This window comes from Actinomadura sp. 9N215 (genome assembly GCF_044326345.1).
GTDB lineage: Bacteria > Actinomycetota > Actinomycetes > Streptosporangiales > Streptosporangiaceae > Spirillospora.
Genome location: NZ_JBIRBA010000009.1, coordinates 230,943 through 257,171, shown reverse-complemented (window position 1 = coordinate 257,171; position 26,229 = coordinate 230,943). Strand labels below are relative to the sequence as shown.

Genomic DNA, 26,229 nt, shown 5'->3' with positions numbered 1-26,229 from the left:
CGGACGCCGCCTCACGCCCTCGCCCGACCCGTGCCCTCACGCGGCCCTCAGGATCGGCGGGCCAGATCGGCGAGGGCGGGCTCGATGGCGCGGTGGAAGGTGGGATAGGCGTAGATCATCTCGCGGAGGACGGCCGTCGGGGTCTCGGTGTGGACGGCGACCGACAGGAACCCGAGGATCTCGCCGCCGGACGGCCCCGCGGCGGTCGCGCCGACCAGGGTGCCCCACTCGATGTTCTCGACGAGCTTGACGAAGCCGTCGTTGCCCACCTTGTGGATCCAGCCCCGGCTCGACTCGGGGATCTGGGACATGCCGGTGCGGACGGGGAGGTTCTGGTCGCGCGCCTGCGCCTCGGTCAGGCCGACGGACGCGATCTCGGGGTCGGTGAACGTGACGCGGGGCACGGCGCGGTAGGCGGCGGGCGAGCCCTCCTCGCCGAGGATGTCGCGGACGGCGATCGCCGCCTGATACATCGACACGTGCGTGAAGGCGCCCATCCCCGTGATGTCGCCGATCGCCCATACGCCGTCGGCGGCGCGGAGGTGGCCGTCCACGGGGATGCTGCGTGCGGACTCGTCCAGGCCCACGTGTTCCAGGCCGAGGCCCTTCAGGTTGGGACGGCGTCCGGCCGCGACCAGGAGACGGTCGGCAACGATGGTCTCGTCACCGAGGTGCATGGTGAATTCTTCGTTCTCGTGCGTGACGGCCGTGACGTTCACGCCGGTGCGGACGCCGATGCCCTCGCGTTCGAAGACGTCGCGGATGAGCGCGCTGGACTCCGGTTCCTCGTTGAGGAGGAGGCGGTCGGAGGCCTCGACGACCGTGACGCGGCTGTCGAAGCGGGAGAAGACCTGCGCCATCTCGGCGCCGACGACGCCGCCGCCGAGCACGAGGAGCGACCCCGGGACCTCGGTGACCTGGACGGCTTCGCGGTTCGTCCAGTACGGGGTGTCCGCGAGGCCGTCGATGGGCGGGGCCGTGGGAGACGTGCCGGTGTTGAGGACGATGCCGCGACGCGCGCGGAACACCCGGTCGTCCACCGTCACCTCGTGGGTGGCGGTGATGCGGCCCTCGCCGCGGACCAGCGTGACGCCCTTGCCGGTGAGGCGGTCGGCGGCGGTCTTGTCGTCCCACGCGTCGGTCGCCTCGTCGCGGATCCGTGCCGCGACCGGCGCCCAGTCGGGACGGACGGTCGCCTCCCCCGCCATCCCCGGGACGCGTCCGCCGTCCGCGAGAAGCCCGGCGGCGCGCACCATCATCTTGGTCGGCACACAGGCGTAGTACGGGCATTCACCGCCGACCAGCCGGGACTCCACGCCGACGACCGAAAGGCCCGCCTCCGCCAGCCGTCCGGCGGCGTCCTCACCGCCGGGTCCGAGACCGATCACCACGACATCCACTTCGTCAGCCATGCCTGGACTCCTGCCCAAGATCCAGTCCTGTTAGGCGGTCGTGTTCGGTCCGGCGGTCGTGTTCGTTGCGGAGGTCCTGCTGGTTTCGGCGGCGGGGCATCGGGATCCGGTCCAGGTCGTGGACGAGGGTGACCTCGCCGGTGAACTCGGCGGACGCCTCGTCCAGGAACCGGCGCTCGTCGTCGGCGCGGTACCGCTCGGAGAAATGCGTCAGGACCAGGTGCCGGACGCCCGCGTCCGCCGCGGCCCTCGCCGCCTGCGCCGCCGTGAGATGGCCGTACTCGTCGGCCAGGGCGGCGTCCTGGTGGAGGAACGTGGACTCGATGACGAGCATGTCGACCCCGGCGGCGAGTTCGCGGACGCCGTCGCAGAGCCGGGTGTCCATGACGAACGCGACCTTCTGTCCCGGACGGCGCACGCCGCACTCGTCGAGCGTGACCGTCCGGCCGCCCGGGACGGTGACGCGCCCCTCCTCCTGGAGCCGCCGGACCAGCGGCCCGCGCACACCCCTCGCGGCGAGTTCGCCGGGCAGCATCGTGATTCCGTCCGGCTCCTCCAGCCGGTACCCGTACGCCTCCACCGGATGGGACAGGCGCCGCGCCACCAGCCCGAACGGGACACCCTCGGTGTCGAGTTCCATCCGCTCGCCCGAGACGGGACGTTCCCGGATGACGTCCGTGTCGCGGAAGGCGGCCGCGTGCCTCAGCCGCTCCCAGTACAGAGCGCCGCTCGCCGGGTACGCCGCGTCCACCGGGTGCTCGACGCCGTCGCGGGCGATGCGCTGGACGATCCCCGGGACGCCGAGGCAGTGGTCGCCGTGGAAATGGGTCACGCAGATCCATGTCACGTCGTGCGCGGAGACCCCGGCGCGCGTCATCTGCCGCTGCGTGCCCTCGCCCGGGTCGAACAGCACGCCGTGACCGTCCCAGCGCAGCAGGTACCCATTGTGGTTGCGGGCCTTGGTGGGCACCGCGCTGGCCGAGCCGAGGACGATCAGATCGCGAACCGACATCCCCCCATGGTGCCGCCTGCGGTCCCGGGTAAGCGCTTGGTTATGCTGGCGGCCCGCCGACCCGCGGGTCCGGGGGTCGGCCGCCGCGATCGAGGGAGGCTCCGTGGCCGGTGGCAAGCGCGCGAAGATCCGGATGACGCCGGACGAGGTGGCGTCCCATCTCGCCACCAACTTCAAGGTCCAGGTCGCCACGGTCGGCAGGGACGGCGCGCCGCACCTCGTGACGATGTTCTACGCGCTGCTCGACGGCAAGATCGCGTTCACCACGTACCGGGCGTCGCAGAAGGTGCTGAACCTGCGCCGCGACCCGACCATGACGTGCCTGGTCGAGGACGGCGTGGAGTACGCCGAGCTGCGCGGCGTCGCCCTCTACGGCCGCGGCCTCGTCGTCGAGGACCCCGAGCCGAGGACCAAGGTCGGCATGGTGGTCGGCTCCCGCATGGCGGGCCTGCCGGTCCCCGCGATCGGCGAGCCGATCGATCCGGCCGTCGCCGCGGGCATCGAGCAGGTACTCGCCAAGCGCGTCCTCATCGTCATGGAACCCGACAGCGTCGTCAGCTGGGACCACCGCAAAATCTGACCGCCGCGGCCGCCCGCCGGGCGGTCACGCGTCGCGCCGGTTTCCGCCGGGCGGTTCCGTCGGGTGGTCAGGCGTCGCGCTGTTCTCGTCGGGCGGACGGCGACGCGTAGAGGTCGGCGGCGCGGTCGAGGGCCGCGCGTTCGGCGGCGCGGTCGCCGCGCTGGCGGGCCGCGTCGGCGATGTGGACGAACATGCCCGCCTCCCGGCCGACGGCGCCCTGCCTGCGCAGGATCTCCAGGGCCTGGCCGAAGAAGTTGATGGCCGCGACGGGACGCCGGGCGCGCAGGTACGCCTCGCCGAGGCTCGACAGCGCGCGGACGCGGTTGTGCTCGTCCGGTTCGGGGAGGGCGGCGAACCCGTCCGGGAGGGGGCCGAGCAGGTCGATGGCGCGGTCGAGGTCGCCCGTCCTGGTCAGCGCGCGGGCGAGGGCGTGGCGGGCCAGGAGGATCGTGCGCGGGTCGCCGCCGGCTTCGGCGCCGCGCAGGCCGTCCTCCAGCACCTCGGCCGCCTCCGCCCAGCGCTCCCGGTCCAGCAGCGCCAGGCCCTCGGCGTCCAGTTCCTCTTCGCCCGTGGCGCCTTCGCCGGTGGTGCCTTCGCCGGTGGTGCCTTCGCCGGTGGTGGCCAGGTAGTGGTCGAGGACGCGGCGGAGCGCGGCGTCCCGCTCGGCCTCGGTCTCCTCGCGCCAGACCAGCTCGCGGGCGTGGTCGCGCACCGGTTCGGGGAGGCCGAACCGGCCCTCGCCGGACGCGGCGGCGAGCCCCCGGCCGGTCAGCGTCTCCAGCAGCTCGCGTGCCTCGGCTTCGGGGACGTCCGCGAGGGCGGCGGCCGCCGCGGGCCCGATGTCGGCGCCGGGACGCAGGCCCAGCAGCCTGAACAGCCGGGCCGCCGCCGGGCCGAGGCCCTGGTAGGAGTCCTCGAAGTTCGCGCGCACGTCGAGGGTCCTCCCCGGACGCGGCCGGGTCCAACCGGCGGCGCGGGCCCCGGCGGCCGCCGGGTCACCCGGCCTTCAGCGGCCCCGGCAGGAGGGCCTGTTCACGGCGCTGCATCCGGTACGCGCGGACGTCCCACAGCGCCAGCGCCACCACCACGGCCGCCGTGCAGATGTGCAGGGCGAGCGGCGTGAGCGCGTCGGCGGTCAGGGCCGGGACGGCCAGCGCCGCGAGGCCGAGGAGCGCGATCACCCGGGCGCGCGTGAACCCGCCGAAGACGGCCCGCTTGAACAGCGCGTGCCCGGCGACGAACAGGGCCGGTCCGCCGATCGCGACGATGGCGAACGCGGTGCTCACGTGGCCGTCCGGGTGCACCAGCACCTTCTCGTCCGCGACCGCGCCGACGATGATCCCCGCGACCATGACGATGTGGATGAAGGTGTAGGCGGACCGTCCGAGCCGTCCCGGGTCGGCGGCCGACGCGATCCGCTCGGCGGCGGCCTCCGCGGTGTGGTCGAAGTAGATCCACCAGAGCGCGACGGTGCCGACGAACGCCGACACGAAGCCGGTCGCGACCGCCGCCGTCGGCGTGTGCCCGCCGAGCGTGGCGCCGGTGACCAGGACCGTCTCGCCGAGCGCGATGATGAGGAACAGCTGGCAGCGCTCGGCCATGTGGGCGCCGTCGATCGTCCACTCGGCGGTGCTGGACCGGCCGAGCAGCGGTGTCGCGAAGCCGTGCCACGGCGCGAGGTACTCCAGCGCGACGGCCAGCAGCCACAGCCCGGCGCGGGCGTCATGGCCGTCGACGAGGGCGCCGCCGATCCACAGCGCGCCGGGGACCGCCTGCCAGAACAGGACCCGCTGGAAGTTGGGGCCCAGTTCGTGCCCCCAGGTGCAGAAGACGACGAACAGGGTGCGGCCGACCTGGATCGCGACGTAGGCGGCGGCGAACCACATCGCCTTGTCGCCGAACGCGCCGGGCAGCATCGCCGCCATGAACAGCCCGGCGATCATCACCGCGACCAGCATCAGCCGGACGGCGGGATGGTCGGGGCTGAACCAGTTCGTCGTCCAGCAGGTGTACATCCACGCCCACCAGACCGCCAGCAGGAGCAGCAGCGTCTCGGCGGCGCCGCGCACCGTGAGGTGCTCCAGCAGCAGATGGGACAGCTGGGTGATCGCGAAGACGAAGACGAGGTCGAAGAAGAGCTCGAAGAACGTGACCCGCGCGCCCTGCCCGCCGCGCTCGCGCAACAGCGCGGTCACCCGGTGCGGACCGTCCGCGCCGGGTGCCGCAAAAACCTCTGGATGGTGCGCCGCGTCCGCCATGGGCGCTCCCGCTTCATGTCAGGCTTGCTGAGGCCGGGCGGGTGCGCCGGGCTCGTGTGCCGGGCGGGGTGCGCCGGGCGTCAGGCTTCGTCGCCGTCCGCCGGCACGGTCCCGGACTTCTCGATCCTAGCCGCGTCGCCGGTGGTCGCGGCCTTCTCGGCGGCCGCCTTCGCGGCCTCGGCGCGCTCCCACTCCTGCTGTTTCAGGTCCGCTTCCCGCGGCGCTTGGATCTTCTTCATCTGCTTGTTCATCGACCGGACGAGGAACACGGTCGCGACGAGCAGGGCGAGGAAGACGGCGAAACCCAGGACGCCGGGGCTGACGGTGTCGTCGTTCAGCGGCATCGCGGTGTTCAACGAGGCGGGGGCGTTCAGCGGGACGGCGGCGAGCGCGGACACTACAGACACACCTTCTCCCGGACGCCGGCGAACAGGTCGTCCTCCGGCAGTTCGGTGTCGACCAGGGACCTGGCCAAATGGTAGTCCTCGGTGGGCCATGCCTCGCGCTGGACGTCCATCGGGACGACGAACCAGAACCCGTTGGGGTCGATCTGGGTGGCGTGGGCGAGCAGGGCGCGGTCCCTGGTCTCGAAGTGGTCGGCGCAGGGGACGCGCGTCGTCACGTCCCAGCTCGCGCGCTTCTCCTTCTCCTCCTCGAAGCCGTCCAGCCACTCGGCGTACGGCGACTCCAGGCCCGCGTCCTGCATACCGGTGTGGAGGGCGAAGATGCGCTCCTTGTTGAACGTCATGTGGTAGTAGAGCTTCAGCGGCTGCCACGGCTCGCCGGTGCCCGGGTAGCGCTCCGGGTCGCCCGCCGCCTCGAACGCCTCCACCGACACCTCATGGCACTTCACGTGGTCGGGATGCGGGTAGCCGCCCCGCTCGTCGTAGGTCAGCATCACGTGCGGCCTGAACTCGCGGACGGCGCGCACCAGCGGCTCGGACGCGGACTCCAGCGGCTCGACCGCGAAGCAACCGTCCGGCAGCGGCGGCGGCGGGTCGCCCTCGGGGAAGCCGGAGTCGACGAAGCCGAGCCAGCGCTGCCGGACGCCGAGGATCTCCCGGGCCCGCGCCATCTCCGCCTCGCGGACCTTGCCGATGTCGGCCTTGACCTCCGGACGGTCCATCGCCGGGTTGAGGATGTCGCCGCGCTCGCCGCCCGTGCAGGTCACGACGAGGACCTCGACGCCGTCGGCGACGTACTTCGCCATCGTGGCCGCGCCCTTGCTGGACTCGTCGTCGGGGTGGGCGTGCACCGCCATGAGGCGCAGCGGCTCGTCGCCCCCGCCCCGCCGCTCGCCCGCCGCGGCGCCTAGGACCGCCGTCCCGTCGACGGCCGCCGTACCGTCGACGGCCGCTGAGGCGTCGTCGATGGCCGCCGGGTCGTCGGCGAGCGCCGTGTGGGCGGGGGCGGCCGGACCGTCGCTTGTGGCTGTGTCGTCAACGACCGCCGTATCGTCAGTGACCGTCGTATCGATGACCTCGGACACCTGGGGTTCTCCTGTTCGGACCGTGATGAGCGGACCCCGGTTCGAGGCACGCGCGATGACAGACGAGAATTGTCCCTGACAACGTCCGCCCACCGCACGGAGATTCCCCGCCATGACGACGAGCGCGACGGAACCGGCGACGCCCGCCGAGCCCGGGCGGGGCCCCGCGCAGTCGCTCCGGGGCCGTGCCGGGCTCGTCGTCGTCGGCCTCGTGGCGGCGCTGGCGGCGGGCGGCTTCGGGATCATCGCGGCGTACGCGGGGCAGACGCCGGGGATCGTCGCGCAGACCGTCACCTACAAGATCGCCGACACGTCCGTCGAGCTCGACTACTCGGTGGCCAAGAGCAAGGACGACGAGGTGCGCTGCACCGTCGACGCCTTCGACGAGAAGTTCACGGTGCTCGCCGCGCAGGAGGTCTCAGTGCCCGCCGGAAAGTCCAGCGTGAAGGGCACGGCGACGCTCCGGACGCCCCGCCGGGCCACCGGGGCGAGGATCCACGGCTGCCGCGCCGTCTGACGATCCCGCCCCCAGCAGGCCGCCGATACGCCGGGTGAAGGACGAATCACGATTGGCGGATTGCAGACGCCGAGTTCAGGGAACCTTTACTCGAACACACCGGATAGGCTAGAGGTTTCACCTGGCCGCACTTCATGTCGATGTGACACCCGTCTCCATCGCGGGCGGGCGAGATCGCAACATGTGGATGAGGAGTACCCGTGACCGAGACCCGCGCTGACAACGTCACCTGGCTCACCCAGGAGGCGTACGACCGGCTCAGGACGGAACTTGAGCACCTGTCGGGCCCGGGCCGCATCGAGATCGCTCAGAAGATCGAGGCGGCGCGGGAGGAAGGCGACCTGCGCGAGAACGGCGGCTACCACGCGGCCAAGGAGGAACAGGGCAAGATCGAGGGCCGCATCCTCCAGCTCCAGGGCATCCTGGAGAACGCCCGCGTCGGCGAGGCCCCGCGCACCGAGGGCGTCGTCGGCCCCGGCATGACCGTCACGGTCTCCTTCGAGGGCGACGACGAGGAGGTCACGTTCCTGCTCGCGTCCCGCGAGGAGGTCGGCGCGCCCATCGACGTGTACTCCCCCAAGTCGCCGCTCGGCGCGGCGATCAACGGCAAGAAGGTCGGCGACAAGGCCACCTACACCCTGCCCAACGGCCGCGGCATGACCGTCGAGATCATCGACGCGACCCCCTACGGCGCCGGCTGACCCCGCACGCTGACCGAGGGCGGCTGAGGCCGGGCGGATCTCCACACTTCGCCCGGCCTCCACACGTCTCCGCCCAGCCTCGAACCGTCTCCGCCCGGCCTCGAACCGTCCGCGCGAGAGACTCGAACCGTCCGCGCGAGAGACGAGCACGGCTCGGGCCGTGGCGCGAACGGCTTGGGCCGTGGCGCGAGACGTCACCGCGCCGGGCGGCGCGTGGGCGCGCTCCGCTGGGTGGACGCCGCGCGGACCAGCGGCAGCGTGCGGTAGGGAATCTGGGTGGCCAGGGAGATCACCGATGAGGCGCGTTCCACGCCCGCCACGTCCACGATCATGTCGATGACGCGTTGCAGGTCGGTGTTGCTGCGCGCGACGACCCGGCACAGCATGTCGCCCGGACCCGTGATCGTGTGCGCCTCCATCACCTCCGGCACCTGCGCCAGCCGCGCCGCCACCGGATCGTGCCCGCTGTGCCCCTGCCCCAGACTCTGCCGCAGCTGGAGCGTCACGAACGCGGTGACGTCGTAGCCGAGCGCCGCCGCGTCGATCTCCGGGCCGAAGCCGGCGATGACGCCGTCCCGGGCCAGCCGGTCGAGCCGCGCCTGGACGGTCCCGCGCGCCACCTTCAACCGCCTGGACGCCTCCAGGACGCCGATGCGCGGCTCGGCGGTGAACAGCTCGATCAGCCGTCCGTCCAGCTCGTCGATCGCCACGGCGCCCCTCCCGCTCACTCCCGCTCGTGGTCATGATGTACAGACCGCCCGGCGACCGCCCACCCTGACTGTACAGATTGCCCAGCGATTCAACTCACCCTTGCGCACCTTGTAGGCGCATGTCGAGATTGGGTGGTATGGATGAGTTTCCGGTCAAGGGCATGGACGCCGTCGTCTTCGCCGTCGGCAACGCCAAGCAGGCGGCGCACTACTACTCGACCGCGTTCGGCATGCGCAGGGTCGCCTACCGCGGCCCGGAGAACGGCAGCCCCGACGAGGCGGTGCACGTGCTGGAGTCCGGCAGCGCCCGGTTCGTGTTCCGCGGCCCGGTGAGGGCGGGCACCGAGATCGGCCGGCACATCGCCGCGCACGGCGACGGCGTCGTCGACCTCGCGATCGAGGTCCCCGACGTCGACGCCGCGTACCGGCACGCGGTCGCGAAGGGCGCCACGGGGCTGGAGGAGCCGCACGTCCTGGAGGACGAGCACGGCAAGGTGACGATCGCGGCGATCGCCACGTACGGCGAGACGCGGCACTCGCTGGTCGACCGCTCCAACTACACCGGGCCGTACCTGCCGGGGTTCGCGTCCGCCGACCCCATCGTCGAGCCGCCGGACAAGCGGTTCTTCCAGGCGATCGACCACTGCGTCGGGAACGTCGAGCGCATGGACGAGTGGGCCGACTACTACCACCGGGTCATGGGGTTCACCGACATGGCCGAGTTCGTCGGCGACGACATCGCGACCGAGTACTCGGCGCTGATGTCCAAGGTCGTCGCGGACGGCTCCCGCAAGGTGAAGTTCCCGCTGAACGAGCCGGCGGAGAGCAAGCGCAAGTCGCAGATCGACGAGTACCTGGAGTTCTACGGCTCGCCGGGCGTCCAGCACATCGCGCTCGCGACGAACGACATCCTCACCACCCTCGACCAGATGCGGGCCGCGGGAGTGGATTTCCTGGAGAGCCCCGACTCCTACTACGAGGACCCGGAGCTGCGCGAGCGCATCGGCGAAGTGCGGGTCCCGATCGAGGAGCTGCAGAAACGCCGGATCCTGGTCGACCGGGACGAGGACGGCTACCTGCTGCAGATCTTCACCAAGCCCGTCCAGGACCGGCCGACGGTGTTCTTCGAGCTGATCGAGCGGCACGGCTCGCTCGGCTTCGGCAAGGGCAACTTCAAGGCGCTGTTCGAGGCGATCGAGCGGGAGCAGGAGCTCCGCGGCAACCTCTGACCTTCCACAGCTCGGGGGGATGGCGGCCCTGGACGCCTCGCGTCCAGGGCCGTCGTCCGTCGTGCGCGCGCCCGTATTCACCAGCAGACTGTGTTTACCGGCACACTGTGGCCCATGAGCGAACCGCCTGAGAACCCCCGGCCCGCGGGCGGCGACAGGGAGCCCCCTGAACCGCAGGGTCACGACGCGCCGGACGCCGGCACTTCCGGCGCCGACGCCTCCACAGCGGACACCCCCGACGCGCCCGCCGCGGAGAGCGTCCCCGCAGAGGCGTCCCCCACAGAGGCGTCCCCGGCAGAGGCATCCGTCACGGACGCGCCTGCTGCGGAGGCCACGCCTGAACGTCCGCCGCCGTACCAGGGCACGTACGGCGCCCAGCCGGGCCAGGCACCTCCTGGCCAGGCGCCTCCTGGCCAGGCACCTCCGGGTCCGGTGGCTGGACACGGCCAGCCTGGTCAAGGCCCGCCCGTCTACGGCACACCGCCCCAGCCCGGATACGGCCCGCCTCAACCCGGTTACGGCCACCCTGGTTACGGCCCTCAGGTACAGCCGCGTCCCGGGTACGGCGGTCCGCAGGACGTGCTGGCCGGACGCGGCGCGCGCCTCGGCGCGGGGATCCTGGACGGCCTGATCATCAGCTTCTTCGCGGTGCCCGCCATCGTGTTCTCCATCCGCTGGGACAGGTTGGAGGAGTCCGTCGAGTCCAACGAGCCGATCAGCGACCCGCTGGACCTCTACAACGTCCCGAGGCTGCTGGCCGGGTACGCCGTCGTGTTCCTGCTGGGTTTCGCGTACTACACCGTCATGCACGCCAGGTCGGGCCAGACGCTCGGTAAGAAGGCCGTCGGCATCCGGCTGGTGAAGGCGTCGGACCACTCCGCGGTGACCTGGGGCCAGGCGATAGGCAGGCAGGCGTTCGTCTACGCCATCACGATCGCGACGGGCGCGCTCAACTTCCTCTCGCCCGCCCTGGGCGTCCTCGGGCTGGCCGGGCTGCTCGACAACGCGTGGATCCTGTGGGACGCGCAGCGGCAGGCCCTCCACGACAAGGTGGCCGGGACGGTGGTGGTGAAGACCGCGCCGTGGATGCCGAACCCATACGCCAAGCCCTGAGCTCCGGGGGCCCGGCGGCCATTTGATCATTTGCTGATCATCCGTGGGTAAAACATTGCGCCGCCCCCGGACGCGGCGATGTTTGGACGGCGGCGGCACGGCCACTCTGACGGCATGACGCAACCGCCGAACGACCCCGCGTCCGGGGGAGAGCCGGACGACGACCGGCCGCACGGGCGGCAGGAATCCGAACGCCCAGGCCCGTACGGCGGACCGCCCTACGGCGAGCAGGGACCGCAGGGCGAGCAACCGCCCTACGGACAGCAGCAGCCCTACGGGCAACAACAGCAGCCGTATGGAGGCCAGCAGCCGTACGGGGGCCAGCAGCCCTACGAGGGTCAGCAACCGTACGGGCAATCCCCGCAGTACGGGCAAGAGCCGTACGGCCAGCAACCGGGATACGGCCAGGGCCCCTATGGTCAGCAGCCGTACGGCCAGCCGGGGTACGGGGGCGCGCCGGCCTACGGCGGCGTGGGCGGCTACGTCGATCCGGCCGAGGGGCTGGCGAGCCGTTGGGCGCGGCTGGGCGCCGCCATCGTCGACCTCATCCTCATCGGGATCGTGTCGGGCCTGATATCGATCCCGTTCATCGACTGGGGGCGCGTGTTCGACCCCGAGCCCGGCGACTCGTTCTACAGCGGCGGCCAAGCGGGATCGAACGCGATCGGCATCGTCCTCGGATTCCTCTACTACTGGCTGATGCACGCCAATCGGGGGCAGACGCTCGGCAAGATGCTGCTGCGGATCCGCGTCGTCCGGGCGGACGACGGGCAGGCGATCACCACTGGCCAGGCCGCGGGCCGGTCGGCGTTCTACAGCGTGCTGGGCGGCATCTGCGGCTGCATCGGCCTGATCGACGTCCTGTGGATCCTCTGGGATCCGCGCAAGCAGGCTTTGCACTGCAAGGTGGCGCACACGGTCGTCGTCAAGGCCGGGCCGCACCTCCGCGATCCCTACGCCCGCCGCTGACGCCGAACGCCGCCGAGTTGCCGGGTGGGGCCCGGCACGGGCAGGCTGGGCGGCGTGCATATGGCCGGAAACTCCCCCAGCCCTCGCCGCGGCGGCGCGCGAGCCGTGTCACGACGTGCGGTGTCCCGACAGGCGGTGTCTGGACGTGAGGCGGCAGAAACTGCGGCGTCCCGGCGTACGCGCCACGCCCGCCACGTCCGCCAGGCTCGCCACGCGCGGCTGTTCCGCGGCGGTGCGGGGCTGGCCGCTCTCGCCGTCGCGGGGTCGCTGACCGCGGCCTGCCAGGTCGCCCCCTTCGACGACGACGACGGCAAGCAGGCGTCCAGCCCGCCTTCGGGGCCGGCGGCGTCCGGTCCGGCGGGGCCGACGACGGCGGGCGACACGTACGTGCCGGGCGACGGCAACGGCGGCTACGACGTCCAGCACTACGCGCTGAAGCTGAAGGTCACGCCGAACGCCCCGCAGCAGCTGGACGGCACGGCGACCATCACCGCCGTGGCGACGGCGCGGCTCGCCCGGTTCAACCTCGACCTGACCGGCCTCGACGTGTCGGCGATCACGGTGGACGGCGCGCCCGCGCGGCAGCAGCGCGGCGGGAGCGAGCTGGAGGTCACGCCGGCGAAGCCGCTGGAGAAGGGCGCGAAGTTCACGGCCGTCGTCGCGTACGCGGGGACGCCGGAGCCGGTGTCGGACCCGGTGCTCGGCACGTACGGCTGGATCCGCACGCCGGACGGCGTGTTCGTGGCGTGCCAGCCGAGCGGCGCGCACACCTGGTTCCCGAGCAACGACCATCCGAGCGACAAGGCCACGTTCGACTTCGAGCTCACGGTGCCGCAGGGCCTCACCGCGATCGCCAACGGCGAGCCGGAGACGCCGCCGGCGAGCTCCGGCGGCGGGACGCCCGGCGACCCGGGCCTGCCGCCCGACCTGCCCGGCGCGCCGACCGGGCCGCCCACCGGGCCGACCGGGTCGCCCACCGGGCCCGGCCCGGACATCAGCCCCATCGCGCGGCATGCCGGGAAGGCGGCGGTCACGACGTCCAAGTGGCACGTCAAGGCGCCGATGGCGACGTATCTGGCCACGATCGACGTGGGCCGGTTCGGCGTCCGGACGGGCAAGACGACCGGCGGCGTCCCCGTCATCACCGCGGCCGATCCGAGCATTGCCGGCGTGAACCTCGACAGCTTCCACCGCCTGAACACCCAGATCACCGACGAGTGGGCGAAGCTGTTCGGCCCCTACCCGTTCTCCTCGACCGGCGGGCTGATCGACAACGCGGACGTCGGCTTCGCGCTGGAGACGCAGACCCGTCCGGTGTACGGGTCGTTCGGCCTTCAGCCGACGATCGTCGCGCACGAGCTGGCGCACCAGTGGTTCGGCGACAGCGTCAGCGTCACCAAATGGCAGGACATCTGGCTGAACGAGGGTTTCGCCACCTACGCCGAGTGGCTGTGGGAGGAGCGGTCGGGCGGGAAGACCGTCCAGGAGCAGTTCGACGAGCGCTACGAGAGCCCGATGGCGCGGGAGCTGTGGGACGTCCCGCCCGGCGACCCGGGCCGCAAGCAGATGTTCGGCCGCTCGGTGTACGACCGGGGCGGCATGACGCTGGTCGCGCTCCGCAAGAAGGTCGGCGAGGCCGCGTTCTACAGGATCCTCCAGGCGTGGACGAAGGAGCGCAGGCACTCCAGCGGCACGACGCCGCAGTTCATCGCGACGGCGAACCGGGTCTCAGGGAAGAAGCTCGACTCGTTCTTCGACGACTGGCTGTACCAGGAGGGCCGCCCCTCCAAGTGACGCCGCCCTCCCCCTGACAGCGCCCGCCGCATGACGCCGCCCCGCCATATGACGGAGTGAACGTCCGGCAAGGGGTCGGGAAAGGCCGGCCGGTCGGCGCGCGGACCGGCCGCGAGCACCGCCACGCTCTGTCTGGTTGATCGGGCGCTGTCTGGTTGATCGGGCGGAGCGGCGGGCGGCCGCACCTTGTCCACAGCCCACGTCGCCCGCCGCACGGCCGCCGGTCCGGTTCCGGTGCGGTGACCGTACGCACAAACCGGCGACCGGATGCCGGATCCGGCCACAAAATCCACCCCGTACCAGCGGATTTGAGACCAAATCGCGCTTGCACGGGGCGCAGCCACCAGAAAGTCTTGATCACGGTCCTGGCGCCTGACAGGGGGCCGCCAGGCGAGGATCACGAGGACGGGTCGATGAGCAGAACCCCCAGAGCCCTGGCCGCCGTGACGCTGGGCGTCACCGCGGCCCTCGCGGTGTCGGCGGCCCCGGCGGCCGCCGACCAAGGTCAACGGCGCTTCACACCCGGCGCGCCCGGCGCGGGCGACCCCTACTTCCCCGACATGGGCAACGGCGGCTACGACGTCGCCCACTACGACGTCGCCCTGAAGTACGACCCGGGGACGAAGGGGATCCAGGCCGTCACCCGGGTCAAGGCCCGGGCGACCCAGCACCTGTCCCGGTTCGACCTGGACTTCCTCGGCCCGCTCGCGATCTCGTCGGTGCGGGTGGACGGCCGCGAGGCGTCCTACACGCGGACGGGCGCCCAGGAACTCGTGATCACCCCGCCGAAGGGGCTGCGGAAGAACCGGAACTTCACGGTCACCGTCGCGTACTCCGGCGTCCCGCAGACGGTCGACGACGCGGCGCTCGGCACGTCCGGCTGGATCCCGACGCCCGACGGCGCGGTGATGCTCAACCAGCCGTTCGGCGCCGCGGCGGTCTTCCCGGTGAACGACCACCCGACGGACAAGGCGACGTACACGTTCGTCCTGTCCGCGCCCGAGAACCTCACCACGCTCGCCAACGGCGACCTGCACGGCAAGTCGACGCGCGACGGCTGGACCACCACGCGCTGGGACATGCGCCGCCCGATGGCCAGCGAACTGTCGATGCTCGCCATCGGCAAGTACGACGTCCTCACCGGACGGACGCAGGACGGCATCCCCAACCTGACCGCCACCGACCACGCGATGGCCATCAAGCCGGACGACGCGCAGAAGTTCCACGACCAGACCGCGCAGGTCACGGACTTCCAGTCGGGCCTGTACGGGCGCTACCCGTTCACCTCGACGGGCGGGATCACAGTGAAGGCCGGCGTCGGCTACGCGCTGGAGACGCAGGGCCGTCCCGTGTACGACCTGGGCCGCAGGCCCGGCACGATCCCGAGGGGGAGCCTGCTCGCGCACGAGCTCGGCCACCAGTGGTTCGGGGACGCGGTGTCGCCGTCGCGGTGGGCGGACATCTGGCTGAACGAGGGCTTCGCGACGTACTCCGAGTGGCTGTACGCCGAGAAGTTCGAGAGCACGCCCGTCCAGGACAGCTTCGACACCGCGTACGCGGCCCCGGCGAGCGACCCGCTGTGGAAGGGCAAGGTCTCCGACCCGGGACGCGACCACATCTTCGACGGGCTCGTCTATGACCGCGGCGCGATGGCCGTCCACGTCCTGCGCAAGGCGATCGGCGAGGAGTCGTTCTCCAGGCTGCTCAAGGCGTGGCCGGCGGCGCACCTTCACGGCGACGCGTCGACGAAGGACTTCGTCCGCTTCGCCGAACGCCTGTCCGGCAAGGACCTGGACGCCTGGGCCACCGCCTGGCTCTACTCCGAAGGCAAGCCCGCGCTGTAGGAACCCTCGCGCGCCCTCACGCTGAGCCCGGACGTGCTGAAACGTCAGCTCAGCGTGAGGGTGTAGCCCCTCTCGCGGAGCCGCCCGATGACGTCCTCGGAGTGGTCGGCGCCGCGCGTCTCCAGATGCATGAGGACCTCCGCCTCCTCGACGTGCAGCCGTGCGGCGACCCGCTCGTGCATCACGTCCAGGACGTTCACGCCCAGCTCGGCGAGCTCGCCCAGCAGCGTCACCAGCGCGCCGGGACGGTCCTTCAGCCGGCAGCGCACGACCAGATAGCGCCCGGCCCCGGCGAGCCCGTGCCGCAGCACCTTCGACAGCAGCAGCGGGTCGATGTTGCCGCCCGACAGCAGCACCGCCACGGGCGGCTCGACCGCGTACGAGTGCTCCAGCAGCGCCGCCACGCCCGCGGCCCCGGCCGGCTCGACGACCTGCTTGGCGCGTTCTAGGCACAGCAGCAGCGCCTGCGAGATGGACTCCTCGGTGACGGTGACGACCGCGTCGACCAGCTCGGTGAACATGGCGTAGGTCAGGTCGCCCGGGCGGCCGACCGCGATGCCGTCCGCCATCGTCGGCTCGATCTCGATCTGCGTCGGCCGCCCGGCGGCGAGCGACGGCGGGAACGCGGCCGCGCGCTTCGCCTGCGCCCCGATGATCTTGATCTCCCGGCCGCCCGGCAGGCCCTTCGCGGCGGCCGCGATGCCGGCGAGCAGCCCGCCGCCGCCCACCGGGGCCACGATCGTCCGGACGTCCGGGTACTGCTCCAGCATCTCCAGGCCGATCGTGGCCTGCCCGACGACGACGTCCGGATGGTCGAACGGGTGGATGAACACGGCTCCGCACTCGTCCGCGTGCTTCTGCGCGGCGATGAGGCAGTCGTCGACGGTGGGTCCGGGGAACACGATCTCGGCGCCGTAGCCGCGGGTCGCGGCGATCTTGGGGAGCGGCGCGCCGACCGGCATGAAGACGGTGGCCTTGCAGCCGAGCATGGACGCGGCGAGCGCGACGCCCTGCGCGTGGTTGCCCGCGCTGGCCGCGACGACGCCGCGGGCCCGCTCCCGCTCGCTCAGCCCGGCGATCCGCACGTACGCGCCGCGGATCTTGAACGAGCCGGTGCGCTGCAGGTTCTCGCACTTCAGCAGGACGGGCCCGCCGAGCTGCTCGGACAGCACCCGGGACGGGATCATGGGGGTGGGGACGGCCACCCCGCGGAGCAGCTCCCGGGCGGCGCGGACCTCGTCCACAGTGACTGTGCTCATCCCTCGATCATCGCACCGGGCCCGGCTCACCCCGTCCAGTAGCGGTCGTGCGCGAAGACCAGGGCGGCGGCGCCGACGAGCCCGGCGGTCTGCCCGAGCGCCGCCGGGACGATCCGGACGCGGCGCGCGAACTCCAGCCTGGCGTGCGTCCTGAACGCCTCCTCCAGCGGGTCGAACAGCAGCGACCCCGCCTGGGAGAGGCCGCCGCCGATCGCCGCGACGTCCAGGTCGCACAGGTGCGTCGCGGACGCGATCGCGATGCCGATGGCGCGCCCGGCCCGCCGCATCGCCGCGACGGCGACCGGGTGCCCGCGGCGCGCGTCGGCGGTCAGCTCGACCCCGGACGCGGCGCGACCCGTCCGGCCGTGGCTCCCCATCCGGTCTGAGCTCCCCAGCCGGTCGACGCCGCCCATCCGGTCGGCGCCGCCCGTCCGATCGGCGCCGCCCGTCCGATCGGCGCCGCCCGTCCGATCGGCGCCGCCCGTCCGATCGGCGCTGGCCGTCCGGCCGGGGCTCCCGCACCGCCAGCCCTGCTCCCGCGCCCAGGCGACCAGCGCGGGCCCGCGCGCGACGGCCTCCAGGCAGCCGCGCCCGCCGCACGCGCAGGGCGGGCCGCCGGGATCGACGACGACGTGGCCGATGTGCCCCGCGTTGCCGCTGCCTCCGTTGACGAGGCGCCCGCCGAGGATGAGCCCGCCGCCGACGCCCGTGGACACGACCATCCCGAGGACGTTGTCGCGCCCGCGTCCAGCGCCGCGCCAGTGCTCGCCGACCGCGACGCAGATCGCGTCGTTGTGGATGCGGACGGGCAGCCCCGAGTAGCGCGCGCGGAGCCTCGCCCGGAGCGGGAAGTCCCGCCAGGCCGGGATGTTCAGCGGGGACACCTCGGCGGCGGGCCACGTCATCGGCCCGCCGCAGCCGACGCCGACGCCCGCGAGCGGCGGGTCTCCGGCGTCGGCGAGCAGCTTGTCCAGCTGCGCGGCCAGCGTCCGCCACAGCCTCTCTGCGTCGAGCCCGCCGGCGTCGGGCGCGGCCGGGTTCGGGGTGGCGACGCGGTCGTAGGCGGCGAGGCGCCCGCCCGGTTCGACGAGCGCGGCCGCCAGCTTCGTCCCGCCGACGTCCACCGCCAGAACCAGGCCTCCGGACGGCGGGGTCTCTCTCACGCAGGCTCTCCCGCCCTTCCGAACGCCAGGATGGACGCGGTGAACCCGTGCACGTGGTTGCGTCCCGCGACGGGGCCGATCTCACCCGCGGCGAAGAAGCCGCCCACCCCGGCGGGCCCGAACGCGTGGTCGAGGACGCGGACGTCATGGTCGGAGTCGGCGAACATCGCCTGCCCCCGCCCGTTGCAGGCGAACAGCAGCGCGCCCTCCACCGGCGCCATGTCGAACCGGTCGAGCAGCGCGGACAGGTCCTCCTCGGCGGCCCCCGCGTCGCGGACCTGGAACCGGACGGTGCGCCCCACGTCGACGACGTCGCCGATCGCGATGGCGCCGCTGTCGGTGTCGGCGCCCACGACGCCGCGGACGAGGAAGTCGCCGTGTTCGTGCTCGTCGGCGTACTCGTCCATGGCGACGCCGATCAGCAGTCCGCGCCCGGCGAGTTCCTGCTCGTCCTCCGGAAGCTCCAGGACGATCTGTTCCAGCTTCTCCAGCGCGGGCACGCCGGCCAGCTCGTACAGGACGTTCTCCTCCGCCCGCGTCACGACCATGTCGGGGCCGATCGGGCGGGCGCCCTGGCTGACCACGGTGGCGGCCGCGACGGGCCCGCCGATCACGACGCCGACCGCGCCGTCCGCGTACACCTCACCGCCGACGAACAGCCGCGCGTCGCCCCGCACGTTGCCCTCGGCGAGCCCGCCGACCAGGGGCAGGCCGGGCAGCGCGTCCTCGGAGCGCTCGACGAACGCGTCCACCGGGAAGGTGTACGGGTCGGTCAGCAGCACCCCGACGACGTCGTCGGGCTGCCCCTCGGGCATGCCGACCACGACGAGGCGGTCGTCGGCCTTCAGCGTCTCCAGCCGGAACGGGTCGAGCCGCGCGCCGGGCAGCACCGCCGCCCACGCGCTGACCGCGCCCGCGCCCTCCACGCCCCGTCCGGCGCCGATCACCCCGGACGCGCTGCAGCCCAGCAGCACCGCGGGCCCGGCCGCCCGCGCCGCCGCGACCGCCGCCTCCTCGATCGCGTCCGGGTCGTCCCCGGTCACGAAGACGCACACCAGGTCGGGCGCCGCGCTGAGCGGCGCGAGCGCCTGCTCCACCGCGGACGCGGCCGCCTTGGACAGGTCGGGTCCGAGGGCCAGGCCATCACCGAATCGCGCCATCGGCGCCGCCTCCCTCACACGTTCGCCCGGGTTTCCTCACACTTCCAGTGTCCCCTCCAGCGGGGTATCCACCCAAACCCGAACAACCGCTCTCCGCGGCCCTGACGGGACGGGCAGAGCGGACGAAACAGCAAGCGCGGGGTGCGATTCCGCGCGCCCGCGACGTAGTGTCGATCGCGTGCCGTCTTCCAAACCGCGTGATTCCACAACCCTTGAATCACGACCCAGTGAATCCACTCTGGGCGGGCTGCGCACCAGCGGTCACGTCCAGCTCTCCGTGAAGGCCGAGATCCGCCGGAACCTGCTCGACCGGCTGAGATCGGGAGAGCCGCGGTTCCCCGGCATCCTCGGGTTCGACGACACCGTCCTCCCCCACCTGGAGCGCGCCCTGCTCGCCGGGCACGACCTCGTGCTGCTGGGCGAGCGCGGGCAGGGCAAGACGCGGCTGATCCGCACCCTCGTCCTGCTGCTGGACGAATGGACCCCGGTCGTCGCCGGCTGCGAGATCAACGACCACCCGTACGCGCCGGTGTGCGTGCGCTGCCGCCGCCTCGCCGCCGAGCTGGGCGACGACCTGCCGGTCGAGTGGCGGCACCGCGACGACCGGTACGGCGAGAAGCTCGCCACGCCCGACACCAGCGTCGGCGACCTCATCGGCGACGTCGACCCGATCAGGGTGGCGGAGGGCAGGACGCTCGGCGACCCGGAGACCGTCCACTTCGGGCTCGTGCCGCGCACCAACCGCGGCATCTTCTCCATCAACGAGCTGCCCGACCTGGCGGAGCGGATCCAGGTGTCGCTGCTGAACGTCCTGGAGGAGCGTGACGTCCAGGTCCGCGGGTACGCGCTGCGGCTGCCGCTGGACGTGCTGCTCGTCGCGTCCGCCAACCCCGAGGACTACACCAACCGCGGCCGCATCATCACCCCGCTGAAGGACCGCTTCGGCGCCGAGATCCGCACCCACTACCCCCTCGAACTGGACGCCGAGCTGGCCCTGATCCGCCAGGAGTCCGACTTCGCCGACCTGGCGGGGCTGCCCGCAGAGGTGCCCGACCATCTCGTCGAGGTCATCGGCCGGTTCACGCGGCTCGTCCGCGAGTCGACCGCGGTGGACGCCCGCTCCGGCGTGTCGGCCCGGTTCGCGCTCGCCGGGGCCGAGACCGTCGCGGCGGGCGCCGTCCGCCGCGCGGCCCTCACCGGCGAGGACCACGCCGTCGCCCGGGTCTGCGACCTGACCGCGATCGTCCCGTCGCTGATGGGCAAGGTCGAGTTCGAGGTCAGCGAGGAGGGCCGCGAGCAGGAGGTCCTCGAACACCTGCTGCGCCGGGCCGTCGCCGAGACGTACCGGCGGACGCTCGGCCCCGCCGACCTGAACGGGCTGCTCGACAAGTTCGACTCCGGCGAGTCCGTCGAGTCGGGCGAGCTGGTCGCGGCGACGGAGCTGCTGCGCCGCATCGGGCACGTCCCCGGCCTCGCGAAGATGATGGAGCGGCTCGGCATGAGCGGGGAGTCCCCCGGCCAGGCCGCCGCCGCACTGGAGTTCGCCCTGGAGGGGCTGTTCCTCACCCGGCGGCTGTCCAAGGACGTCGCCGGCGGACGAGCGGACGGGACCGCCACCTACCGCACCTGAGGTCTCCACGCGCAAGGGGTTTCGATGAGCCGCTACCGCTACGGGGCGTACGAGGACGGGCCCGACCCGCTCGCGCCGCCCTACGACGTCCGGGACGCCCTCGACGCGATGGGCGATTCGGTGCTGGACGGCACCCGTCCCGACGACGCGCTGCGGGAGCTGCTGCGGCGCGGCCTGCCGGGCGCGCAGGGCCGCCTGCCGAACAGGCGGGGCCTCGACGACATGCTCCGCCAGGTGCGCGACCGCCGCCGCGCGCTCCGCGACCGGGGCCGCCTGGACGGGACGCTGGAGCAGGCGCGCGCGCTCCTCGACACCGCGATCGGGCAGGAGCGCGCCGAGCTGTTCCCCGATCCGGGCGACGAGGCGCGGCTGCGCGAGGCGGAGCTGGACACGCTGCCGTCCGACACGTCCCAGGCGATCCGCAGGCTGTCCGGCTACGACTGGCGCTCCGACGCCGCCCGGCGGACGTTCGAGCAGCTCAAGGACCTGCTGCGCCGCGAGGTCCTGGACTCCCAGTTCCAGGGCATGAAGCAGGCCCTGGCGAACCCCGACCCGGCCGCGATGGAACGCGTCAAGGACATGATGTCCGCGCTCAACGCGATGCTGGAGCGCGACGCCCGCGGCGAGCACACCCAGGACGACTTCGACCGGTTCATGGACGAGTACGGGGACATGTTCCCCGACGACCCGCAGAACCTCGAACAGCTCGTCGACTCCCTCGCCCGCCGCGCCGCCGCCATGGACCGGCTGCTCGCCTCGCTCAGCCCCGAGCAGCGCGCCGAGCTGGCCGGGCTGATGGAGCAGGCCATGCAGGACGCGGGCCTCGCCATGGAGATGGCCCGGCTCGGCGACGCGCTGCGGGCCCGCCGTCCCGACCTCGGCTGGGGCCAGCCGGAGCAGATGACCGGCGACGACCCGCTCGGCATGGGCGACGCCACGACCGCGCTGGCGGAGCTCGCCGACCTGAGCGAGCTGGAGGCGGCGCTCGGGCAGGAGTATCCGGGCGCGCGGCTCGACGACATCGACGAGGACGCCGTCCGCCGCGCCCTCGGCCGGCAGGCCGTCGACGACCTCGCCGAGCTGCGCCGCATCGAGGCGGAGCTGGAGCGGCAGGGCTACCTGCAGCGCAAGCGCGGCAAGCTGGAGCTGACGCCGAAGGCGGTGCGGCGGCTCGGCGAGACCGCGCTGCGCCGCGTGTTCTCCCAGCTGACGTCCGCCCGGCAGGGCGACCACGACCAGCCGGACGCGGGCCAGGCGGGCGAGCTGACCGGCTCCAGCCGCGAATGGCGGTTCGGCGACGAGCAGCCGCTCGACGTCGTCCGGACGGTCAGCAACGCCATCCGCCGCAGCGCCATGGACACGAGCACGCCCGGCCTGACCACGGGTGACCTGAGCGCGAGACAGACGAGCGCGAGAGACACGGGCGCGGGAGAGCCGGGCGCCGGGCTGGTGCCCCGTCCGGCGCCCGCGAAGGTGGTGGAGCCGGAGCCCCCCGACCTCACCAAGCACCACGGCAACGGCGCACACCCCAGCGCCTCCGGGGCCGGCGCCGCGGCCCGTCCCAACGCGGTGAAGCTCGGCGTCGACGACTTCGAGGTGCAGGAGACCGAGCGGCGCACCGGCGCGGCGGTCTGCCTCCTCGTCGACCTGTCGTACTCGATGGTGCTGCGCGGCACGTGGGCGGTCGCCAAGCAGACCACCCTCGCGCTGCACACCCTCGTGACCAGCAAGTTCCCGCAGGACGCGATCCAGATCATCGGGTTCTCCAACTACGCGCGGGTGCTGCACCCGACCGAGATGGCGGGCCTCGACTGGGACATGGTGCAGGGCACCAACCTGCACCACGCCCTGATGATCGCCGGACGGCATCTGGACCGGCATCCCGACTTCGAGCCGATCGTCCTCGTCGTCACCGACGGCGAGCCCACCGCCCACCTGCGCCCGGACGGGCGCTCGCTGTTCGACTATCCGCCGTCCACGGACACGCTCGTCCTCACGCTCGCGGAGGTCGACAAGATGACCCGGCGCGGCGCCTGCATGAACTTCTTCATGCTCGCCGAGGACCGCCGCCTCGTGTCGTTCGTGGAGGAGGTCGCGCGGCGCAACGGCGGCCGCGTCTTCGCGCCCGACGCCGACCGGCTCGGCGAATACGTCGTCAGCGACTACCTGAGGGTGCGCCGCGGCCGCCGCTGAACGTCCGGCATCGTCACGGGACGCCCCCGCGTCCCCCAGGGGCCCCGGCATCCCCCCGGGAGGGAGCTCTGGCGGGCTAGGGTCGGCGTCATGTCGACTTCCGACCGCCTGCTGCTGTTCCTGCACATCGGGTTCGCGATCTTCACGCTGGGGCCGCTGACGGCCGCCACCCACTCCACCCCGCGCTACATCCGCGCGCGCAACGTGACCGTCCTGCGCTACCTGCACCGGACCACGCAGATCTACGGCATCGGCACGCTGGGGATCTTCCTGGTCGGGCTGGCGCTGGCGGAGGGCGACCTGGCGGAGGTGTGGCTGTCGGTGTCGATGACGCTGTTCGTCGTCGCGCTGGTACTGCTGCTGATCGTCGAGCGCGACCAGCGCAAGGCGGTGCGCCTGCTGGAGGCCGCGGAATCCGCGGCCGAGGTCCCGGCCCGTCCGGCGGCCAAGGAGGCCAAGGGGGAGGACGGTGAGGAAGCCGAGGACAAGGACGGGAAGGAGCCGGCCAAGCCCGCCGCGCAAGGCGACGTCGCGCAGGTGGAGCGCGGCCGGATCGCCGCCCTCGCCGGCGTCGTCTCCTTGATCTGGCTGGTGATCCTCGTCCTGATGGTCTGGAACGGCTGAGCCCCGCCCCGCCCCGTCCCGCCCCGGCGCGGCGCGGCTACTGGCCCTGAGGCTTCAGGTGGTTCTTGAGCCAGCTGACGATCATCGGGAAGGTCTGGTCGTCCTCCAGCATCTGCGCCGCGTGCAGGTCGCCCTTGACGGTCCGCACGGTCGCCTGGACGCCCGCGGCGCGCAGCGCGCTCGCCAGCCCGGTGCTCTGCGCGACCGGGACGAAGTCGCCGGTGCCGTGCATCAGCAGCATCGGCGCGTCCCCGGCGGAGGCGTGCGTGACGGTGCTCGCGTCGTCCAGCCGGGCCAGGCAGTCCCCGGCGAGGCCGGCGACGTCCGCGACGGAGCCGGGCACGCAGTCGACGAGGGCGGTCACGGCCTGCCGCAGCTTGGCCTGCCGTGCCGAGGCGCCGGGCAGCGCACCGTCTTTGAAGGCAAGCAGCGGGTCGTTCGGCGGCGACAGCGCGATCACGCCGCGGACCTGCTGGCCGCCGGTCCCGAACGCCCCGAGTTGCGTCGCGAGGTGCCCGCCTGCCGACGAGCCGATCACGCCGACGCGCCGTGGGTCGACGTTCCACAGCCGGGCGTGCCGCTTGATGAACGCGAGCGCGGACAGCGAGTCGTCCCGCTGCGCGGGCCACTGCGCCTTCGGCGCGAGCCGGTAGTTCGCCGACAGGACGACGAAGCCCTGCTCCGTCAGCCGGCGCGCGAAGTACTTCCAGCCCGCGCCCTTGTCGCCGCCCATCCAGTAGCCGCCGTGGAGGATCAGCACCGCCGGACGCGGCGTGGCCCGCGGCCCGGCGTCGCGCCAGTACGCGTCGACGCGCTGCGCGGCGGCCTTGCCGTAGGCGTAGGTGCGGAACTTCGGCAGCTCCGGCGTGACCATGACGGCCTGCGCGGTGACGGTGCCGTCGGGCTCCCCGTCCGGCGCAACCGGTCCGCCCGCAGGCCCGCCCGGCTGCCCACCCTGGGGCAGCGACGTGGACGACGACGGCGACTCGCCGCCGGGCGTACCGGGCTCCCCGGACGGCGCCCACGCCGGAACGGACGGCGACGGCGGCGTCGGCGCGGTCGCGTGCGCTCCCACGGGAACGGCGACGGCGGAGACACACGCTGCGGCGAACGCCGCCCCACACACCAGTGTTTTGCGCACCCCGGGCCCTTTCTTCACGAACCTGGCGCGCTGAGTATAGATCTTCGATCAAGCACAAGGGAGAAGATCAACTCGTTTGCCCCGGCCGCGGGGCGCATCGCCGCAGGTCAGTCCAGTGCCAACGCAAGATCCCCGAGGAGGTCGTCCACGTCCTCGATCCCGACCGACAGCCGCACCAGGTCGCCGGGGACCTCCAGCGGCGACCCGGCGGCCGACGCGTGCGTCATCCGCCCCGGGTGCTCGATCAGCGACTCGACGCCGCCGAGCGACTCGCCGAGCGTGAACAGCCGCGTCCGCTCGCACACCCGCACGGCGGCCTCCTCCGACTCCATCCGGAACGAGACCATGCCGCCGAACGCCCTCATCTGCTTGGCCGCGACGTCGTGCCCCGGATGATCGGGCAGCCCCGGATACAGCACCCCCCGGACGGACGGATGCCGGACGAGCATCTCCACGATCCGCTCGGCGTTCGCGCAGTGCCGGTCCATCCGGACGCCGAGCGTCTTGATCCCGCGCAGCGTGAGCCACGCGTCGAACGGCCCCGCGACGGCGCCCATCGCGTTCTGGTGGAACGCGAGCCGCTCCCCCAGCTCCGGGTCCGAGGCGATCAGTGCCCCGCCGACCACGTCGGAGTGCCCGCCGATGTACTTCGTGGTGGAGTGAACGACCACGTCGGCGCCCAGCTCCAGCGGCCGCTGGAGATAGGGCGAGGCGAACGTGTTGTCGACGACCAGCAGCGCGCCCGCGTCGTGGGCGACGGCCGCCAGCGCCGCGATGTCGGCGATGCCGAGCAGCGGGTTCGTCGGCGTCTCCACCCACACGATCTTCGTCTCCGGCCGGATCGCCGCCCGTACCGCGGCCACGTCCCCGAGCGGCACCGGATCGAACGCGAGCCCCCACGGCTCGGCCACCTTGGCGAACAGCCGGTAGGTCCCCCCGTAGGCGTCGTTCGGGATCACGACGTGATCGCCGGGCCGGCAGACCGCGCGCAGCAGCGCGTCCTCGGCGGCGAGCCCCGACGCGAACGCCAGCCCGCGCGCGCCGCCCTCGGTCTCGGCGAGGCATACCTCCAGCGCGGTACGCGTCGGATTCGCCGACCGCGAGTACTCGTAGCCGCCGCGCAGCCCGCCGATGCCGTCCTGCTTGTACGTGGAGACCTGGTAGATCGGCGGGACGACCGCGCCGGTCGTGGGGTCAGGCTCCTGGCCTGCGTGAACGGCCACGGTGTCGAAGCCCTGCCGCCGTCCGCCGTTCTCCCGGAGACCGTCGCCGGTTCCCTGAGCGCGGGTACCCTGATGAACCTCGTTGTCCATGGGTACGAGGCTATCCACCCCGCTCCCCTCCTAGAGGATGAGGCACTCCCCCGCAGGTATCAGCCTGTATTTCGGCTCGGGGGTTGACTACAAGACCCGTCCGATTCTCTACCGTTCT

At 72.6% G+C, this 26,229-nt stretch carries 23 protein-coding genes; 11 read left to right on the top strand and 12 right to left on the bottom strand.

The genetic code is table 11. From position 1 onward, the window contains the following. Window positions 1-47: 47 nt before the first annotated feature. Entirely contained in the window at window positions 48-1,412 is a 1,365-nt protein-coding gene (locus ACH34T_RS17850; protein WP_395993250.1) for a dihydrolipoyl dehydrogenase family protein, read from the bottom strand. Then, window positions 1,405-2,424, bottom strand: a complete 1,020-nt coding sequence (locus ACH34T_RS17845) for a ribonuclease Z (RefSeq protein ID WP_395993249.1) — start codon at window positions 2,422-2,424, stop codon at window positions 1,405-1,407. The genes ACH34T_RS17850 and ACH34T_RS17845 overlap by 8 nt, the downstream gene beginning before the upstream one ends. Window positions 2,425-2,527: 103 nt before the next feature. On the opposite strand from ACH34T_RS17845, the gene ACH34T_RS17840 reads away from it, so the two are divergent. After that, window positions 2,528-3,004, top strand: a complete 477-nt coding sequence (locus ACH34T_RS17840) for a pyridoxamine 5'-phosphate oxidase family protein (RefSeq protein ID WP_395993248.1) — start codon at window positions 2,528-2,530, stop codon at window positions 3,002-3,004. Between the two features lie 67 nt (window positions 3,005-3,071). Here ACH34T_RS17840 and ACH34T_RS17835 read toward each other — a convergent pair whose 3' ends face one another. The 4 genes from ACH34T_RS17835 to mca form a co-directional block, all read right to left on the bottom strand. Next, the gene (locus tag ACH34T_RS17835) at window positions 3,072-3,935 is read right to left on the bottom strand and encodes a tetratricopeptide repeat protein (RefSeq protein ID WP_395993247.1); all 864 of its coding nucleotides are present in this window, start codon (window positions 3,933-3,935) and stop codon (window positions 3,072-3,074) included. Window positions 3,936-3,999: 64 nt separating this feature from the next. Next, window positions 4,000-5,262 carry a low temperature requirement protein A gene (locus ACH34T_RS17830; RefSeq protein ID WP_395993246.1) on the bottom strand — a complete coding sequence of 421 codons (1,263 nt, stop codon included), beginning with the start codon at window positions 5,260-5,262 and terminating at the stop codon, window positions 4,000-4,002. Between the two features lie 80 nt (window positions 5,263-5,342). Beyond that, window positions 5,343-5,669, bottom strand: coding sequence for a hypothetical protein (locus ACH34T_RS17825; protein ID WP_395993245.1), 327 nt, complete (start codon window positions 5,667-5,669; stop codon window positions 5,343-5,345). After that, on the bottom strand, window positions 5,660-6,523 hold the full coding sequence (mca, locus tag ACH34T_RS17820) for a mycothiol conjugate amidase Mca (protein WP_395993289.1): 864 nt from the start codon (window positions 6,521-6,523) through the stop codon (window positions 5,660-5,662). Before mca ends, ACH34T_RS17825 begins: the two co-directional genes overlap by 10 nt. A 340-nt stretch (window positions 6,524-6,863) precedes the next feature. Between mca and ACH34T_RS17815 the strand changes: the two genes are divergently transcribed. Next, on the top strand, window positions 6,864-7,268 hold the full coding sequence (locus ACH34T_RS17815) for a DUF4307 domain-containing protein (RefSeq protein ID WP_395993244.1): 405 nt from the start codon (window positions 6,864-6,866) through the stop codon (window positions 7,266-7,268). Window positions 7,269-7,468: 200 nt separating this feature from the next. Next, window positions 7,469-7,969 (top strand): transcription elongation factor GreA, encoded by a 501-nt coding sequence (greA, locus tag ACH34T_RS17810; protein WP_395993243.1) that lies wholly within the window; start codon window positions 7,469-7,471, stop codon window positions 7,967-7,969. A gap of 194 nt (window positions 7,970-8,163) precedes the next feature. Here greA and ACH34T_RS17805 read toward each other — a convergent pair whose 3' ends face one another. Then, a complete protein-coding gene (locus ACH34T_RS17805; RefSeq protein WP_395993242.1) occupies window positions 8,164-8,679 on the bottom strand; it encodes an Lrp/AsnC family transcriptional regulator in 516 nt (171 codons plus the stop codon). Window positions 8,680-8,816: 137 nt separating this feature from the next. On the opposite strand from ACH34T_RS17805, the gene hppD reads away from it, so the two are divergent. From hppD to ACH34T_RS17780, 5 genes are all read left to right on the top strand, one after another. After that, the gene (gene hppD, locus ACH34T_RS17800; RefSeq protein WP_395993241.1) at window positions 8,817-9,908 is read left to right on the top strand and encodes a 4-hydroxyphenylpyruvate dioxygenase; all 1,092 of its coding nucleotides are present in this window, start codon (window positions 8,817-8,819) and stop codon (window positions 9,906-9,908) included. Window positions 9,909-10,022: 114 nt separating this feature from the next. Further along, complete coding sequence (locus ACH34T_RS17795) at window positions 10,023-11,021, top strand: RDD family protein (protein ID WP_395993240.1); 999 nt, start codon at window positions 10,023-10,025, stop codon at window positions 11,019-11,021. Between the two features lie 114 nt (window positions 11,022-11,135). Then, on the top strand, window positions 11,136-11,990 hold the full coding sequence (locus ACH34T_RS17790; RefSeq protein ID WP_395993239.1) for an RDD family protein: 855 nt from the start codon (window positions 11,136-11,138) through the stop codon (window positions 11,988-11,990). Window positions 11,991-12,125: 135 nt separating this feature from the next. Continuing rightward, on the top strand, window positions 12,126-13,784 hold the full coding sequence (locus ACH34T_RS17785) for a M1 family metallopeptidase (RefSeq protein ID WP_395993238.1): 1,659 nt from the start codon (window positions 12,126-12,128) through the stop codon (window positions 13,782-13,784). Window positions 13,785-14,197: 413 nt separating this feature from the next. After that, complete coding sequence (locus tag ACH34T_RS17780) at window positions 14,198-15,628, top strand: M1 family metallopeptidase (RefSeq protein ID WP_395993237.1); 1,431 nt, start codon at window positions 14,198-14,200, stop codon at window positions 15,626-15,628. Window positions 15,629-15,672: 44 nt separating this feature from the next. Here the strand turns inward: ACH34T_RS17780 and ilvA are convergent, their stop codons facing one another. From ilvA to ACH34T_RS17765, 3 genes are read right to left on the bottom strand one after another with little or no spacing between them, the layout of a single operon-like run. Then, window positions 15,673-16,887: a threonine ammonia-lyase gene (gene ilvA / locus ACH34T_RS17775; protein ID WP_395993236.1), complete on the bottom strand. Its 1,215-nt coding sequence runs from the start codon at window positions 16,885-16,887 to the stop codon at window positions 15,673-15,675. 26 nt (window positions 16,888-16,913) lie between these two features. Beyond that, window positions 16,914-18,050, bottom strand: coding sequence for an ROK family protein (locus ACH34T_RS17770; RefSeq protein WP_395993235.1), 1,137 nt, complete (start codon window positions 18,048-18,050; stop codon window positions 16,914-16,916). Next, on the bottom strand, window positions 18,047-19,210 hold the full coding sequence (locus tag ACH34T_RS17765; protein ID WP_395993234.1) for an FIST N-terminal domain-containing protein: 1,164 nt from the start codon (window positions 19,208-19,210) through the stop codon (window positions 18,047-18,049). The genes ACH34T_RS17770 and ACH34T_RS17765 overlap by 4 nt, the downstream gene beginning before the upstream one ends. A gap of 178 nt (window positions 19,211-19,388) precedes the next feature. Here ACH34T_RS17765 and ACH34T_RS17760 point away from each other — a divergent pair, with 178 nt between their 5' ends. The 3 genes from ACH34T_RS17760 (at window position 19,389) to ACH34T_RS17750 (ending at window position 23,657) form a co-directional block, all read left to right on the top strand. Continuing rightward, a complete protein-coding gene (locus ACH34T_RS17760; RefSeq protein ID WP_395993233.1) occupies window positions 19,389-20,840 on the top strand; it encodes a sigma 54-interacting transcriptional regulator in 1,452 nt (483 codons plus the stop codon). 24 nt (window positions 20,841-20,864) lie between these two features. Further along, window positions 20,865-23,033 carry a hypothetical protein gene (locus ACH34T_RS17755; RefSeq protein WP_395993232.1) on the top strand — a complete coding sequence of 723 codons (2,169 nt, stop codon included), beginning with the start codon at window positions 20,865-20,867 and terminating at the stop codon, window positions 23,031-23,033. Window positions 23,034-23,123: 90 nt separating this feature from the next. Beyond that, the gene (locus tag ACH34T_RS17750; RefSeq protein ID WP_395993231.1) at window positions 23,124-23,657 is read left to right on the top strand and encodes a hypothetical protein; all 534 of its coding nucleotides are present in this window, start codon (window positions 23,124-23,126) and stop codon (window positions 23,655-23,657) included. A gap of 37 nt (window positions 23,658-23,694) precedes the next feature. Here the strand turns inward: ACH34T_RS17750 and ACH34T_RS17745 are convergent, their stop codons facing one another. Continuing rightward, on the bottom strand, window positions 23,695-24,732 hold the full coding sequence (locus ACH34T_RS17745; RefSeq protein ID WP_395993230.1) for an alpha/beta hydrolase: 1,038 nt from the start codon (window positions 24,730-24,732) through the stop codon (window positions 23,695-23,697). A gap of 173 nt (window positions 24,733-24,905) precedes the next feature. Further along, the gene (locus ACH34T_RS17740) at window positions 24,906-26,111 is read right to left on the bottom strand and encodes a cystathionine gamma-synthase (protein WP_395993229.1); all 1,206 of its coding nucleotides are present in this window, start codon (window positions 26,109-26,111) and stop codon (window positions 24,906-24,908) included. Window positions 26,112-26,229: the final 118 nt, after the last annotated feature.